Consider the following 14,784-nt stretch of genomic DNA (forward strand, 5'->3'; position numbering starts at 1 on the left):
CATTAGTACAATTAATAAATATTTTGGAAAATCCATATTTAAGAGAACGTGTTTTTAAGCAATGGTTTTCTATTAACACTAGGATAATTAATGAACTTAAGCAAACAGCAATTCCATCCATTACACTACGTAGCGGCTTGGTCAGTGCATCTCTTTACTGCAAGTGCAGCCTGTATCGGTGTCTTTTCATTAGTAAAGATATATCAGCACGAATACATTTTCGCTTTATGGCTTATGTTTATTACTGTTGTTATCGATGCGGTTGATGGAAGTCTGGCTCGTCTGGTCAATATCAAGAAAATTTTACCCAAGATCGATGGTGCTCTGCTTGATAACATTGTTGATTATTTAAATTACGTTATTACTCCATGTTTTTTCTTGCTTGTAAAACCTGGTATGCTTCCGTCTGAATACTCTGTCTTTCTTATTGCTGCAGTTTCAATTACCTCTGCTTATCAATTTTGTCAAGCAGATGCTAAAACTCCAGACCATTTCTTTAAAGGATTTCCATGCTACTGGAATATTACTATTTTATACATGTTTATTTTTAACACTGCAGCTGTAACGAATGCTATTATATTAATCATTCTCTCCATACTTATTTTTGTACCTGTAAAATATGTATACCCATCCAGACTGGACTATTTAACAGAGTCTAGAGTATTAAAAATACTCATGCATATCTGCTCTATTGTTTATGCAATTAGCACGATTTGTATACTTGTTAGCTATCCTAATACAAATATCATTTGTCTTAGCTTGTCTTTAGCTTATGTTGGAATGTACTTATTTTTAAGTTTTTACAGAACTTATTACCCCATGATTAGGGCAAAAATTGCCGCACAAAAAGAATAGCTCGTATTTTTATATTGTGGGATAGACTTTGTATTTTTTATGATTAAAATAACCCACAAATTATACTTATTGAGGTAGTTATGTCTTTATTTCACCAAATTAATAAATCGATTATTTTCTCTGCGGTTCTAATTAGCTCAGCTCAAGCAACAAGTATTTTCCCGCGTGGATGTGAAGTGACGGGCTTTGGATACAGTCAAAATTATCTAATTTTAAATGAAACAGGAAATCAATCTTATTATTTAATACAAAACCATTCTGATTCCAGAATTGAATTGGAGCGCGTAAATACGGAAGAGGCTTTTATGAGTCCGCCCTTACATGCTACATTGGATTCAATGAATTGGGGTGCATTTGCTTCTGATGTCAAAAACTTAAATTTTAAATGTTATAAACGCTTTGACGAAAGTACTACTCTAGTGGACTGCCGTAATGTCTTAGAAGTATGTCAATATCCGAGAGTTAAGTTTGCTCTGAGTAACATGGGAAATTATTGGATTTCATTTAATAAGCCCCAAAGTACAATTATCCAAGAATCAGTGGCAAAAGGAATTTACTTAAAATGGTGATATGTGGCTAAAAAAATATTCATTCTTTTAGGGTGTGTTGGCTCACTTATAATTTTGTGTGGTCTTTTGAAATTTTTTGAGACTACTCCGCCTAAACTTCACTCTCAAATTTATTATTTTATTGGTGGCATTGCATTACTAGTAACAGCCATTTACTTTAGACTGTTTTACTTTATAGCCCTTCAACTAATACTTATTGCAGGGCATGCGGCAATTTTATTAGGTAGCGGCCCTTATACTCAATTTTTCTTACCTATATTAATGTGCTGTCAATTGCTCACTTTCTATCTGATGTTTGGTAAGGAAAATAGTGTATTTTTAATATTGGGGATTTTTGGTATCGCCTTACTTTCTATGGGATTTGCTTACAATGATAAATGGATATTTTTCTCGGGAAGCTCATTAGTTGCTATATATGCTTACCATAGCGGATATAAAGGATTATTCCCTTCTTATATTTGGGCTATCCTAAATACAGTCATTGCACTACTTGCACTTTATCGAATTCTCTTAGTATAACGCAATCAATACATCAGCGCGAAACACAACTTAGATTTTTATAAAAGAAGCCTGGGCTGCGTGTTACACTGCACCCAGGCTATGAGAATTACAAGCAATTACTTGGATGGAACAATTTCGACATTCAATTTAGCAATAACATCACTGTGAACATGTATCTCAACTTCAAAATTACCAATTGAATGCAGAGGACCCTCTGGCATTACAATTTCACGCTTGATCACATCAACACCTTTCTCTGTCAAAGCATCTTTGATTTCATTAACACCAACAGAACCATACAATTTACCTTCGTCACTCGCCATAGCGTTAATAACTAAAGTAGTATCATTTAACTTAGCCGCACGCTGCTCAGCAGTAGCCAAGGCTTGTTGGGCTTTTTTCTCAAGCTCAACTCGGCGTTGCTCAAATAACTCAATGTTCTTAGGTGTTGCAAAAACAGCTTTATTTTGTGGTATCAAGAAATTTCGACCATAACCTGCTTTTACATTTACTTTATCACCCAGGCTACCTAAATTTCTCACTTTTTCTAATAAGATAACTTCCATCTTAATAACCCCTTAAATTGATTCGCCAACCCCTGATGGGAAATACGATCTAAAATTAACTAAACTATCTAATGAACCAAGGACAATGTAGGCACATAATACAAAAGTGGGTTTCACTAATATTAACAACATTAATAAAATGAATACCCTAACTTGTCTCTTACGAGAAAAAATAAAATAAGCCAAACCAAATCCAGAAGCCAAGAAATAACAAAGTACTATGGGGAGTACATTCATAGCACAAGGAATTTCATAAAAAGTTGCCAAAGAAACTCCCAAGAAAACTAAAAATGAAAGCCTGCCGCTACGAAATGCCATTAATTCATTCCTGAAGCCTCCAGGTAAAAATAATTTTGCTTGCATTGCTCGTGCAAACATCAAGGAAATTGTCGCAGAAACAAGAACACTTAATATCTGAATTCCGAAAAATAATTGCGCCAAAATTACTGAATTTACGCCATTAAGAGCGGGCCCAACCATTTCCTGATATTGTGTCAAAATCATTTTAAACAAATTAAATTGCTCAACAATAAAACCTGGAATGAAAAGTTGAATGAATAGACACCCCAAAAAAGCCAACACAAAAAATACTCCAGCGACTGTCTGCCATCGTTCAGTATTTCGCAAGCTCAATGCCGCAAGATAACATGGAAGATAAGCTATAAGAGTATTAATTAGTGCTCCGGATAATGGTATTAACATCATCAATGGAACAGAATGAATAACAAGTGCAGGCAATAAAACATCAAAACCGGATTTTGCACCCTTTCTTAAAGTCACCAAACTTACTAAGGCAACTGAAAGCCAAGATGCAAAAGGTAATATTGAAAAAATCACAGCATAAATAATTGCTTGCTGTTTGCTTTCAAGAATTATCTTACATTGTTTTGTTATAAAATTGCCTGCACGCATCATTAATTATTTATTTATGGCTATCACAATATGGCAACAGACCAAGGAATCTGGCTTGCATAATTGCTCTTGCTAATTGTCTTTGAAAACGAGTTTGGGTGCCAGTAATACGACTTGGTACAATTTTACCCGTTTCAGAAATATAATTTTTCAGTAAATTGATATCCTTATAATCTATTTCATTACCACCTTCAGCACTAAAACGGCACATTTTTTTTCTACGAAAATAAGCTGACATAACTAGGACTCCTCTTAAGCAGATCTGGTTTCTTTTTCTTTCTTCATCAAAACAGATTCAGTAGTGATCGCTTGTTTTTGACGAGTAATTAAGTTTCTTATAATTGCATCATTATATTTGAATGCATTTTTTATTTCATCCAGAGCTTCAAGGCCACACTCAATATTCATAAGAATATAATGTGCTTTGTGTACATCACAAATTGGATAAGCTAATTGACGACGACCCAGGTCTTCTTTGCGATGGATAACCCCATTGTGCTTGCTTATGATCCCTTCATAGCGCTCTACCATTGCTGGTACTTGTTCGCTCTGATCCGGGTGCACAAGAAACATAACTTCATAATGTCTCATGATTTCTCCTTATGGATTAACGCCTTCTGTCATCTGCAACAACAGTAAGGCAAGGTTTAAAAAAAGCTGCTAATTATAACCATTTTAGTCGCATCATACAATTATCAAACAATTAAAAATCATTAAATATCTTAAGTTAGGTAAAATTAAACTCTATATTTAAATTTTTTTATTAATTTATAGTGACAAATATCTATGAATTGAGTTACCGTGCATAAGTTAAATGTCTTTGATTTATAATCAACTTATTTGAAAGTTACAGAGGTAATTAATGGATATAATTTCTCTTCAATTTGAAGAACCTTTAATGATTCATATTGGTGATGCAACTGTTAAAATTTTAGCTTTTAAAACACAAGAACATGGAAATATAAAATTTGGTGTCGATGCACCCAGATCAGTGAACGTGCATAGAGAAGAGATTTTTCATGCCATTAAACAAAAAAAACTTTTAGAAACCGTTGAATAACTCATCTAAAATGGGCCAGGTATCATCGCGTTCAATTACTTTTCTTTCCGGTTTAATTCTGGCCTTATCTTCTGTTATTTTTTTAATAAATCATTTTTTTTACAAATATCCAGGCAATAACTACTTTCCTGAAAACATCCCATTTCTAGCTTTAGTCTTAATTCTTTTGAACCTTGGACTCATTCTTTATTTTCCTAAGGACAATAAAATCAAGCAAATTGGACGAGAACTAATTTACTTTTTTGCCGTAATGAGTGTCATTGCCATCGCAACAAATGCAGTGCAATTAACTCCATTTCCAATTATAGATCCATTTATTGTCATGTTTGAAGAGAAGTACATGCATGTATATATGGAGTCCATAGTAGCCTGGACCCATAATCATCCTCAGCTCAAATATTTACTCGGTGTAATTTATGACAGCCTTCCATATCAAATGAGCATTTTACCTGTGCTGATCATTATCACATGTCGTTTTCATCTAATCAGAGAATATTATTTCTATTTATTATGCACTGTCTTATTTGGTTTCGGGTTTTATTATTTTTTTCCTACAACTGCTCCAGCAAGCGTCACCAACAGTCCCTTCTTCTCACCCGAGCAAATTGCTACGGGCTTTAAATTCAAACAAATTCATAACTACATTAATCCAACCACAAATGAAGGAGGATTAATAGCCCTTCCCTCATTTCATGCGATTTGGGCAGTCTTATGTGTAAATCTTCTTAGAGAATGGCCAATACCTTGTATTCTATTACTCATAATTAACCTCTTTCTTATTGCATCGTGTGTTTTACTGGGATGGCATTATTTAATTGATATCATCGGTGGATTTATTGTTTTATGGATTAGCTACTATTTGTTGAGATGGTGTTCTCGAGAAAAAACATAGTAGAGCTGTAGCACAGCAGAACCAAAGTTTCACAAAAATTTGCCTTGTTCTAAATTTTTCTTAGTAACCCTGTAGGATTAGCAAGTTCATTTTGAATTATTTTGCTGTTATTTAAGTTAAGTGCATGATTAATTCTTAATAGTTGTTTTTGCAAAGTTGATTGCAGTGTTACTCTGCTCTGCTCACTTAAAAGAGGATGTATTTGCACTACCCAGGCGCCTTCATGTTTCCCAATTTTAATGGGTTCATTAATCACCCTTACTGGAGTTCCGACGGAAACCATGCGAAATAAAAAATCGATATCATCAGGAAACATGCGGATGCACCCTGCGCTAACGCGCGTGCCAATTCCATTCACTCGGTTTGTCCCATGAATAAGAAATGTTGGCCATCCCAAACGCAAAGCATGTCGGCCTAAAGGATTATATGGCCCTGAAGGAAACTCATCAGGAAGAAAATTTCCATTTTTTTCTGCTTCAACACGTAGATTTTCTGTTGGCCGCCATTTGGGATTTGCTTCTTTGGCTACAATTTTAGTAACCCCCAAAGGGGTATTCCAACCTTTCCGACCGATACCAACAGGAAAAGTAACCACGACATTCTCATTTTCAGGAAAATAATACAGGCGGTATTCTGCCAAATTAATTACAATTCCCTTTCTAGGAACATCAGGCAATATATATTGTGTAGGAATAATAAGTCCTGAATTAATTGTTGAAGAACGCCTGGCATCGATTTGAGGGTTTGCTCTGAGTATCTCATAATATCCAACATCGAAACGTTTCCCTATCTCATCAATCGTTTCATTTAACCCCGATTGTGCATATTGAACCTCTCCTACTACATCACCAGTTGCGGGTATAACCAAGGTGGTAGCATTTAAAATAAATACACAAAAGAATAGCATAAAAATCAGGAGAAATAATCTTTGTTTAATGAAGATCATTTTCAATGAATTATCCATAAACATTGTCAGATGAAGGTAAGAAGTAACCTGGATCCGCTGCGCTCATCCAGGCTACATATTCATAAAAATAGTAAAAGCAAATTAAAAGCTTTCATCCACTTTAAAACGTTCGCCATACTTGGACTCTAGGGTCTTAAATAAATTTTCCAAATTATTTGTTCCAAAATCCTTAGCATAGTTCATTGGACCGCCGCGGAACGGAGCAAATCCTGTACCGAAAATCATACCTGCATCAAGCAAGTCTGCATCAGCAACAACCCCTTCACGCAAACAAGCTGCTGATTCATTAACCATTCTTAAGATTAATCGATCTGCAATATGAGGTGGAATTGGTGTACTAGGTTGTTTTTTAATTGGTTTACCATTTTTGTACTGATAAAGCCCTTGACCTGTTTTCCGACCAAGTTTTCCTTCTTTAACCATATCACGCAGCCTTTGTGGTACAGTTCCGCCAAAATGGCCTGTTAAATTTTCAGCAACAGCCAAACCGACATCCAATCCCACTGTATCTGCAAGTTCTACCGGCCCCATGAACATACCAAAAGACAAAGCTGCTTCATCAATAGTTTCAGCACTATATCCTTCATCCAGTAATTGAACACATTCCATGAGATAAGGCATCAATACCCGATTCACTAAAAATCCTGGGCTGGACTTAACCGGTAATGGCAGTTTGCCAATTTGATTGACAAAAGCGCACGAATTAAGTTCAACTTTCTTGGAGGTTTGTGTACTGCTCACTACTTCGACCAGATCCATCTTAGCAACTGGATTGAAGAAATGAATTCCCACTAGACGATTAGGATTAACCATGACACTACTCATTTCATCCAATGGAATACTGGAAGTATTTGTAGCAATGATAGCGTCTTTTTTAGCAAGTTTTTCAACTTTTCTCATAATTTCTTGCTTTACTGCAAGATTTTCAAATACCGCTTCAATAATTACATCAGCGCGGGCAATACCATGTCCTTCAGGATCAGGAATTAAATTATCCATCGCAGCTTGTATAAGACGAGCTTTACGTAATTTTTTCTTGTATAATACGTGTGCACGACCAATTGCCGGAGCAATTTGAGTATAAGATTGATCTTGTAATGTGACTCGCAGACCTCGTAGAGCACACCATGCAGCAATATCTCCTCCCATGACACCAGCACCTATAACGTGTACATGATTTGCTTTAAAATTACTGCCTTTTGCAAAGCCTTTTAAACGTTCACGCAAGGTAAAAGCACGGATTAAATTTTTTGAAGTAATTCCAGTAGATACTAAACGCTCTACTGAGTCTATTTCTTTCAAATAAGCCCTATCTCCTATACCACCTTCTTTCTCCCATAAATCAACAATGGCATAAGGTGCAGGATAATGCTCTCTTCGCACCCGTTTAGCAATATTACGACGCATTAAAGCGGCAATAGGTTTTCTCAGCCAAGCATTATTAGTAAGTCCTTGTATGAATGAAGGCTCATGCTTTGGTGGTTTATTTTTAATGAAATAAACTGCTGCACGCTTTAACTGACGTACAGGTACCATCTCATCAACCATACCTAAACTCTTAGCTTTTGCAGCATGTACAGCATTCCCAGTTAAGATGATTTGAGATAAAGCATTAAAGCCGCCGATCAATTGCGGTAAACGTACAGAACCACCCCAACCTGGATGTATACCTAACATCACTTCAGGCAAACCGATTCGAGTATCTTTTTCATCACTAGCAACTCGGTAAGTACAAGCCAAAGCTAATTCGTAGCCGCCCCCCATGCAAAAACCATCAATCATAGCAACGCTAGGAATTGTCAGCGCCTGTAATCGAGCAAATACAGCTTGTCCTTTGCGTAAGAAATCTACTGCTTGGGCTGGAGTCTCAAATTTTGAAAAAGCATTTACATCTGCTCCGGCGATAAATCCTTTTTCTTTGGATGAATGAACAATTAAGCCTATAGCATTTTTATCCTGTGAAATTTCATGCAGAAGGCTATTGAGTTCATCTAATATTTCTTCATTAATACTATTTACAGATGTATCTTTTCTATCCAAGCCTAACCACAGAATATTGTCACTATCGCGTTTCAAGTCCCAATGTTTGTAATTATTCATGTCCTTTCACCTCAGTCACTCGTTCAAGATACATAGCCCCGCCCTGTCCTCCACCAATACAGATAGAAGCCATACCTCGAGATTCATTTCTTTGTTCCAATGATTTTAAAACGTGTAATACGATACGTGCACCACTTGCACCTATAGGATGTCCTGCTGCAATTGCACCACCATCGCGATTAAGCTTCTCGAATGAAGGGCCTCTCCACGCCTTTTCCAGGCCTAACTGGGTGCGGCAGTAATTCTCATCACTCCAAGCAGCAACGCAACCCAAAACTTGAGCTGCAAACGCTTCATTAATTTCCCAACAATCCATGTCTTCAGGCTTTAACTTTTGTCTTTGTAGGATAGGAGTTGCTGCATGCACGGGGCCAAGTCCCATTTGCGACGGATCAAGTGCAGCCCATTGTGAATCCACTATTTTTCCTATAACCTGCAACCCATGTTTTTTTACTGCATCAGCACTAGCCAATAATAACAAACAAGCCCCATCAGTGATTTGCGAACTATTACCTGGGGTTACCATACCGTATTTTTTATCAAAAAAAGGCTTTAATTTAGCTAATTTTTCTACGGTTGTATCTGCTCGTAATCCATCATCTTGTGAATAAATATGTCCTTTGGAGTCAATAATCGGTGATACTTCCGTCATTCTACTTTCGTTATAAGCCTTTGCCAGTCTTAAATGGCTTTGATTGGCAAATTCATCCATTTGTTCACGAGTAATATTAAAACGGTAAGCAACTTTTTCGGCTGTTTGTCCCATGTTCATACCGACAATAGGATCAGAAAGACCGCGTAGCAAAGCAATAACAGGAGCAAGATAACCCGGTCTAAATTTTGTAATTAATCCTAATCTTTGGCTCATACTTTTAGCAGCATACCAGCTGGCTAACCAGGATGCCATTTTTTGGTTGAATAATAATGGAGCATGGCTCATAGCATCCGTACCCCCTGCAAGAACCAAATCACTGCGACCACTTGCAATTTGGATGGCTGCATTGTCCAATGCTTGCATCCCGGAAGCACAATTTCTCATCACTGTAAATGCAGGTACTTTCTCACCGCATCCCAGGCGTAAAGAAACTACCCGAGCAATATTTGCCTCATCTGGGCTAGGCATTGCACAACCAATAATTACTTCATCCAACTCTGTTGGAGCAAAAGGTTGCCGATTTAATAATACCATCCCTGCAGCTACCGCTAAATCAGATCCAGAAAAAGGACCTATTCCCTTGGCCTTGAGAAATGGTGTTCGATTTCCATCAACAATATACACATCTCGGCCATGTAAATTCGACTTCTGTTTCATCGATCCTCCTTATTTTAAATTGCGGTTACATCACTGCAACGATCTTTCGTTAAAAAGAATAGATTACTCTCAATTATTCTGTAACAAATTGAGAAGACTGCTCTCTTTGAGAGAACCCAAATCCTTTAACCTAACGCCAAACCTCTTAGCTCTGATTTATGAATGATAAAGAGTAGCAGTAATCATGAAAATTTGGAAATTTTTATAAAGCATTATATAAAAAATATTGAACTAACTTCTTGAAAAAAATGAATACTATAAGATTTACAAAGTAATTTATCCTTACTTGAGCAAGTATAGAGCATATTGATTATTTTAAAATTTTTATTCCAATCATCCAGCTTTAATTTGTAGATACTGTATATTGACGGCATCAAAATACCTGTTATACTGCGCAACCATTGATTGGAGAGATGGCCGAGTGGTCGAAGGCGCTCCCCTGCTAAGGGAGTATGGGAGAAATCCCATCGAGGGTTCGAATCCCTCTCTCTCCGCCAGTCAACGCGCCCGTAGCTCAGTTGGATAGAGTATCTGGCTACGAACCAGGGGGTCGGAGGTTCGAATCCTTCCGGGCGCGCCATTTTAACGTAGTAAAATCAATGACCTAGCCTTTAATTGTGTCATAAAAAACCATCTACTGTGGCAAAAACGTGTCATAAACTCGTTCTGCAGCTATTTTTAAATGTTCACTTGAAAGGTGAGCGTAACGTAATACCGTTTCATAGTTAGACCATCCTCCAAGTTCTTGTAACTCGTGTAAGGCTGTTCCATTTTGCACATGCCAACTAGCCCATGTATGTCTTAAATCATGCCATCGAAAATCATCAATATTCGCTCTTTGTAGAGCCTTCCTCCATGCATGATTATTACATCGAGTTACAGGCTTACCCTTGTATGTAAATACATACAAGGGATGTTTCCCCTTTTGGGATTGAATAAGTGAAATAGCTTGTTTATTCAAAGGAACAGGAATTGCTTTTTTAGTTTTAGATTCATCAGGATGAATAAGAGCATGTCCTCTATCCAAATAAATTTCACTCCATTTTAACTGAGTAATATTCGATTCACGTAGACCAGTACATAAAGTAAAGGCTGCCATATATTTTAAATGTTCAGGCAATTCCTTTAATAAACGTTCAGCCTGTTCCTTAGTTAACCACCGTATTCTTCTATTCTCTTCTTTTCTCATCCGAATAACTGGCACAGATTCTAACCAACCCCATTGTTTATGAGCTCGATTTAAAATTGCCCGAATTACTTCCAGCATTCGATTTACAGTAGAAGAAGCTACACCCGTTTTTTCCTTTTTTTGTGCAATGGATTCAATTACATCTCTATCCAAATCAACTAACATAAACTTTCTTAGATAAGGATCAAGCCACAATATGTGCATTTTATCCATATCTAAACTTCGTTTATGAGAAGATTCATCTAGCCATCGAACAACTGCATCCATCCATGATTTTTTAAGGACTTTTGTGTTTTCTCATTCCATAAATCAAGTTTAAGTTGGTCGTGTACGCGTTGAGCGTCTTGTCTTACTTCAGTCCCAGTGCTTTTGCGTATACGTTTTCCTTGGTGGTAAATATCGGTCCACCAGATACCGTCTCTTTTATAGAGTGCCATATATCATTAAATAGAACTTGCTATAACTCTATTTACTGAATACTCCTAATATTTTACTTAATGCCCTAATTTTTTTATGTGCAATTGGGTGCATTAGTAATAATAGCATTGAACAACTCTAGTTTTGAGGTTTATCTTTTTCTTGTTCTAACCACACCAATAAAGCCTCACTAACCACATAAAATCAATAGGTAAATTGAGAAAAGCTTCATTATTAATGCTCAGCGGAAAATTCACGTTACTCCTACCTGTTCTATTCTTCATAAATTCATATTATAAAGTCGAATCTCAAGATGTAAATTTCACACCGATAAGCCTGAGAATAGGTTTAGCAGTTCTTTTCGCATTAATGCTACATATTTTTAATATTATCGTTTTTAATCTATGTCATTGCTAAGCCAATAGATCCTACGATTTAAATTACTCTCGGAAGCAAGTTGTAATGTGCAACTTGAGTATAAGTAATTTGTATAATTTCTCATTAGACCTTATTATATATATACTGCTTAAAAATAAACAAACATCATGTACAGAAAATATCCTAGAAAATCATTGCCCAGTATTAGATGGGGACTTTTTAATTATGAAAAACCTTTTGATCGAGAAATCAAAAAAGAAATTAAAGAAATAGCATCAAAATATTCTTTTAGTTTGGTAAGTTATGAGGTACTCGGCTTAAATTATTTATTCACCAATCACTTTATGACACTTGAACAAGCCAATATGCTGGCTAAACAATTGGTTAACTGGGTAGGTATGTATGAAAAACAAAAGTCTAAATTTTTTACTGATGACCATATGGATGCTCTAATAGCCCTAATACAAGACCAGCAAGTTCGTGGAGTTCCAATTGATGAAGTCGTTAATAATCTACAGCTTTTAACTAGAGATCAAGCTAGAAGGATCGCTAATGGTCTAACTCGAGAAGAGGCAATGACTAACTTACCCTTTAATGATATAGATGAAGTTCCATCTTCGAAACTTAATCCATAAGGCATCGTTGAATCGTGCATTCATTTGTTGGGATTATGGTTGTAATCCCAAATTCTATTCTACCTAGGTTACAACATGAAGAGTAAGCACGTTAACTGTTTCTGTTGGATGATAAATCTTATCCATCTCATTCTGTCAATTTTTCATTCTTAGCACCCCATAGATTAAGGTACGTTATCTATGTCAAATAATGCATATAGTAATTTAAAGTTAAACCCTGGCTTAATAATTAACTTTCTGACTAAATTGCGTTAATGGTATGAAAAAATATCTGAGGCTATAAGTACGTTCCCCAAAATAGACCTTTTTTGTAAAAAATTATATGAAATCCATAAGCCTAGATTTATCTAGTCAATAAAATTTTATTTTACAAATAAGAATACTGTGTCATAAATTGTGGCATAACTGTGACTGTACTAGACAGTTCTTGGCAGTTTTTGGTAGTTTTTTACGATTTTGATGCATCGCAAGGTATTGATTATTATAGATTTTAAATGTCAAGTAGAAGGCTACGAACCAGGGAGTCGGAGGTTCGAATCCTTCCGGGCGCGCCATTTTCAAATAAAAATCACAAAATAAGAATCACTCCGAAATGTTGCCAAGACCAGTTTAAAAAAGAGAGGTATTAAACGCGTACACTGCTTTGCGGTACGATGTTTTCGCATGAGTAATCGATGTAATCGCTGTTTAAAGTAATAGATAGCAGCAATGACAGGCTGTTGTTGCAAATAACGCTTCGTCTATTTAGTCGCTTTATAGTGAGATTATTGGGGTTAGTTCTCAATGCTGCCAAGATACCTCTTTGATATACCCATCATGAATGAAGCTGCAAAAACGCTTGCAAGCTAGAAAGTAACGCCTGATTAACTTGCGGTAACTGGAACTTAAATCAATGCAGACTACCTGTACCTTTCTTTTCCTTCCAGGGTATTAAGATAGCTTTCTAAATCCTTTTCTGAGTTCTACAGTCGATTTACCCAGCTTTAAATTACGCGCCAAGTCTTTTTGACTGACTCCTTTGCTGTGGTAGTGAAATACCTGTTTACGCAAACTCTCGCTGGCTCTTTGATATTTACCTATCCCGGGAAAACGCTGATTAAAATAGCGACCACATGCAGGACAATAATACTTATGGGCTTTGATACACAAATAACTGTGACGTAATCCAATCGATTCATGGCGTATTCGCCCTTATGAAACTGTCTTTTTTACGTAACTTCTTATTACAATGAATACAACGAACTACCCAACGATAGCTTGCCTCAATATATACGGGGTTCTCTCCACTTACTTTTTTAATAGAATATCCTGGCAAATTTAGGATACAATCTTTCTTAGGCATTTTAATCTTCCTTTTGACCGTCAAATCAAAGAGTTAGTCTAGACTAACTTGATTAAAATGCCACCTTATTTGGGGTAGAGCCTGAATCTGTCATCGTCCAAAATTTTATTTATGCAACAACGCCGTACTATGGGATTAAATTAACGATGCCCCTTTGAGGGACCCCATAATTTATTGATGATTTCAATTTTTGATGTGCAATTTAGTTTGTTCATGATTATGTGAAAAGTTCTTTGAATGGTTCGACTTGATACTTCTAGAATTTCGGCAATTTTATTGACAGAAAATCCATTATACCAAAGATAGATGACATCTTTCTCCCGGGTACCTAATTTCGGAATGTTTTTTATGTTGAATGGAATACTATCGTAATCAAATACATAGGAATTGTCATCACTATTTACTCTACAGTCATTTTGTTGCTGCAAATTTTTATTGATGAACTCATGAAATTTAATGTTAAATAATTCTTTAAACTCAGAACCGATGTCAAATTTCTTCAGGGATCCAATTAAGGGCTGAAAGCGTTGATAAAAATGGTTGCAAAAATCTAACAATTTTGCTTGTTCATTGAGATAAAAACCCACAATTTCACGATTGTCTTCATGACTTGAGAAATAATAATGACATATTTTATATGTATTAGCCGTCTTATCTTCAACCAAATCAATATAACCGATACCATTGGCAAGATGATATTTTTTCTTTAACCTGGTAATTATTTCGCTTTGTACATTAGAGTACTCGTTCAAATAAAAACCTGGCCTTGGGGAATAGTTAAGTATTGCTAGTGGCAAATCATGCAAGAATGTTGAAGCTAATAAATCGCTATAAATTTTTGAATTACTTTCTAATTGGATAAATTTCCCGCTCTCATAGATTTCTATGAAACCAAAAGTTTTTATCTTCGACAGCTCAAAAAATGGTTGGCAGAACTCGTCGAGTGCTCCAGAGTGGATAATTGGATGATTGAAGTCAAACTTATTCATGGCGTATATAGTTAATCTACATATTATGAAGTATATAATAGAATTAAACTATGATATCTTTTATTATATATTTAAAATTAGGTGGATCGGTTTTTTGGCA

General features: G+C 36.0%; 14 protein-coding genes, 2 tRNA genes and 2 pseudogenes. 8 read left to right on the forward strand and 10 right to left on the reverse strand.

The window, feature by feature from the left end; genetic code table 11:
* The first annotated feature begins 90 nt into the window (after nucleotides 1-90).
* From pcsA to Ltuc_RS06205, 3 genes are all read left to right on the forward strand, one after another.
* Nucleotides 91-855, forward strand: coding sequence for a phosphatidylcholine synthase (pcsA, locus tag Ltuc_RS06195; protein ID WP_058520428.1), 765 nt, complete (start codon nucleotides 91-93; stop codon nucleotides 853-855).
* Between the two features lie 80 nt (nucleotides 856-935).
* Complete coding sequence (locus tag Ltuc_RS06200; protein ID WP_058520429.1) at nucleotides 936-1,424, forward strand: hypothetical protein; 489 nt, start codon at nucleotides 936-938, stop codon at nucleotides 1,422-1,424.
* A 3-nt stretch (nucleotides 1,425-1,427) separates the two neighbouring features.
* Nucleotides 1,428-1,943, forward strand: a complete 516-nt coding sequence (locus Ltuc_RS06205) for a hypothetical protein (protein WP_058520430.1) — start codon at nucleotides 1,428-1,430, stop codon at nucleotides 1,941-1,943.
* 98 nt (nucleotides 1,944-2,041) lie between these two features.
* Here Ltuc_RS06205 and rplI read toward each other — a convergent pair whose 3' ends face one another.
* The 4 genes from rplI to rpsF are packed head-to-tail and all read right to left on the reverse strand — an operon-like array spanning nucleotide 2,042 to nucleotide 3,994.
* The gene (gene rplI / locus Ltuc_RS06210; RefSeq protein WP_058520431.1) at nucleotides 2,042-2,491 is read right to left on the reverse strand and encodes a 50S ribosomal protein L9; all 450 of its coding nucleotides are present in this window, start codon (nucleotides 2,489-2,491) and stop codon (nucleotides 2,042-2,044) included.
* A gap of 12 nt (nucleotides 2,492-2,503) precedes the next feature.
* Nucleotides 2,504-3,406 carry a hypothetical protein gene (locus Ltuc_RS06215; protein WP_193786844.1) on the reverse strand — a complete coding sequence of 301 codons (903 nt, stop codon included), beginning with the start codon at nucleotides 3,404-3,406 and terminating at the stop codon, nucleotides 2,504-2,506.
* Between the two features lie 7 nt (nucleotides 3,407-3,413).
* Nucleotides 3,414-3,641 carry a 30S ribosomal protein S18 gene (gene rpsR, locus Ltuc_RS06220; RefSeq protein ID WP_010653600.1) on the reverse strand — a complete coding sequence of 76 codons (228 nt, stop codon included), beginning with the start codon at nucleotides 3,639-3,641 and terminating at the stop codon, nucleotides 3,414-3,416.
* Nucleotides 3,642-3,655: 14 nt separating this feature from the next.
* Entirely contained in the window at nucleotides 3,656-3,994 is a 339-nt protein-coding gene (gene rpsF / locus Ltuc_RS06225; protein WP_058520432.1) for a 30S ribosomal protein S6, read from the reverse strand.
* Between the two features lie 271 nt (nucleotides 3,995-4,265).
* Between rpsF and Ltuc_RS06230 the strand changes: the two genes are divergently transcribed.
* Both Ltuc_RS06230 and Ltuc_RS06235 read left to right on the forward strand, forming a co-directional pair.
* Nucleotides 4,266-4,463, forward strand: a complete 198-nt coding sequence (locus tag Ltuc_RS06230; RefSeq protein ID WP_058520433.1) for a carbon storage regulator — start codon at nucleotides 4,266-4,268, stop codon at nucleotides 4,461-4,463.
* A gap of 10 nt (nucleotides 4,464-4,473) precedes the next feature.
* Nucleotides 4,474-5,355 (forward strand): phosphatase PAP2 family protein, encoded by an 882-nt coding sequence (locus tag Ltuc_RS06235; protein WP_058520434.1) that lies wholly within the window; start codon nucleotides 4,474-4,476, stop codon nucleotides 5,353-5,355.
* Nucleotides 5,356-5,404: 49 nt separating this feature from the next.
* On the opposite strand, the gene Ltuc_RS06240 is transcribed toward Ltuc_RS06235, so the two are convergent.
* From Ltuc_RS06240 to Ltuc_RS06250, 3 genes are all read right to left on the reverse strand, one after another.
* A complete protein-coding gene (locus Ltuc_RS06240; RefSeq protein WP_058520435.1) occupies nucleotides 5,405-6,301 on the reverse strand; it encodes a L,D-transpeptidase family protein in 897 nt (298 codons plus the stop codon).
* Nucleotides 6,302-6,403: 102 nt separating this feature from the next.
* Complete coding sequence (locus tag Ltuc_RS06245; RefSeq protein ID WP_058520436.1) at nucleotides 6,404-8,422, reverse strand: 3-hydroxyacyl-CoA dehydrogenase NAD-binding domain-containing protein; 2,019 nt, start codon at nucleotides 8,420-8,422, stop codon at nucleotides 6,404-6,406.
* On the reverse strand, nucleotides 8,415-9,734 hold the full coding sequence (locus Ltuc_RS06250) for an acetyl-CoA C-acetyltransferase (protein ID WP_058520437.1): 1,320 nt from the start codon (nucleotides 9,732-9,734) through the stop codon (nucleotides 8,415-8,417). The genes Ltuc_RS06245 and Ltuc_RS06250 overlap by 8 nt, the downstream gene beginning before the upstream one ends.
* 407 nt (nucleotides 9,735-10,141) lie before the next feature.
* Between Ltuc_RS06250 and Ltuc_RS06255 the strand changes: the two genes are divergently transcribed.
* Both Ltuc_RS06255 and Ltuc_RS06260 read left to right on the forward strand, forming a co-directional pair.
* Nucleotides 10,142-10,231, forward strand: a tRNA-Ser gene (locus Ltuc_RS06255).
* Nucleotides 10,232-10,237: 6 nt separating this feature from the next.
* Nucleotides 10,238-10,314, forward strand: a tRNA-Arg gene (locus Ltuc_RS06260).
* A gap of 54 nt (nucleotides 10,315-10,368) precedes the next feature.
* Here Ltuc_RS06260 and Ltuc_RS06265 read toward each other — a convergent pair.
* Nucleotides 10,369-11,360, reverse strand: a pseudogene (locus tag Ltuc_RS06265) (tyrosine-type recombinase/integrase).
* A gap of 525 nt (nucleotides 11,361-11,885) precedes the next feature.
* Between Ltuc_RS06265 and Ltuc_RS06270 the strand changes: the two are divergent.
* Nucleotides 11,886-12,353: a hypothetical protein gene (locus Ltuc_RS06270; protein ID WP_058520438.1), complete on the forward strand. Its 468-nt coding sequence runs from the start codon at nucleotides 11,886-11,888 to the stop codon at nucleotides 12,351-12,353.
* A 602-nt stretch (nucleotides 12,354-12,955) separates the two neighbouring features.
* Here the strand turns inward: Ltuc_RS06270 and Ltuc_RS14960 are convergent.
* Both Ltuc_RS14960 and Ltuc_RS06275 read right to left on the reverse strand, forming a co-directional pair.
* Nucleotides 12,956-13,695 (reverse strand): annotated as a pseudogene (locus tag Ltuc_RS14960) (transposase); the annotation flags it as partial.
* A gap of 140 nt (nucleotides 13,696-13,835) precedes the next feature.
* Nucleotides 13,836-14,684: a LuxR C-terminal-related transcriptional regulator gene (locus Ltuc_RS06275; RefSeq protein WP_058520439.1), complete on the reverse strand. Its 849-nt coding sequence runs from the start codon at nucleotides 14,682-14,684 to the stop codon at nucleotides 13,836-13,838.
* Nucleotides 14,685-14,784: the final 100 nt, after the last annotated feature.

It is taken from the genome of Legionella tucsonensis (assembly GCF_001468035.1).
In the GTDB taxonomy this organism is placed as follows: Bacteria; Pseudomonadota; Gammaproteobacteria; order Legionellales; family Legionellaceae; genus Legionella; species Legionella tucsonensis.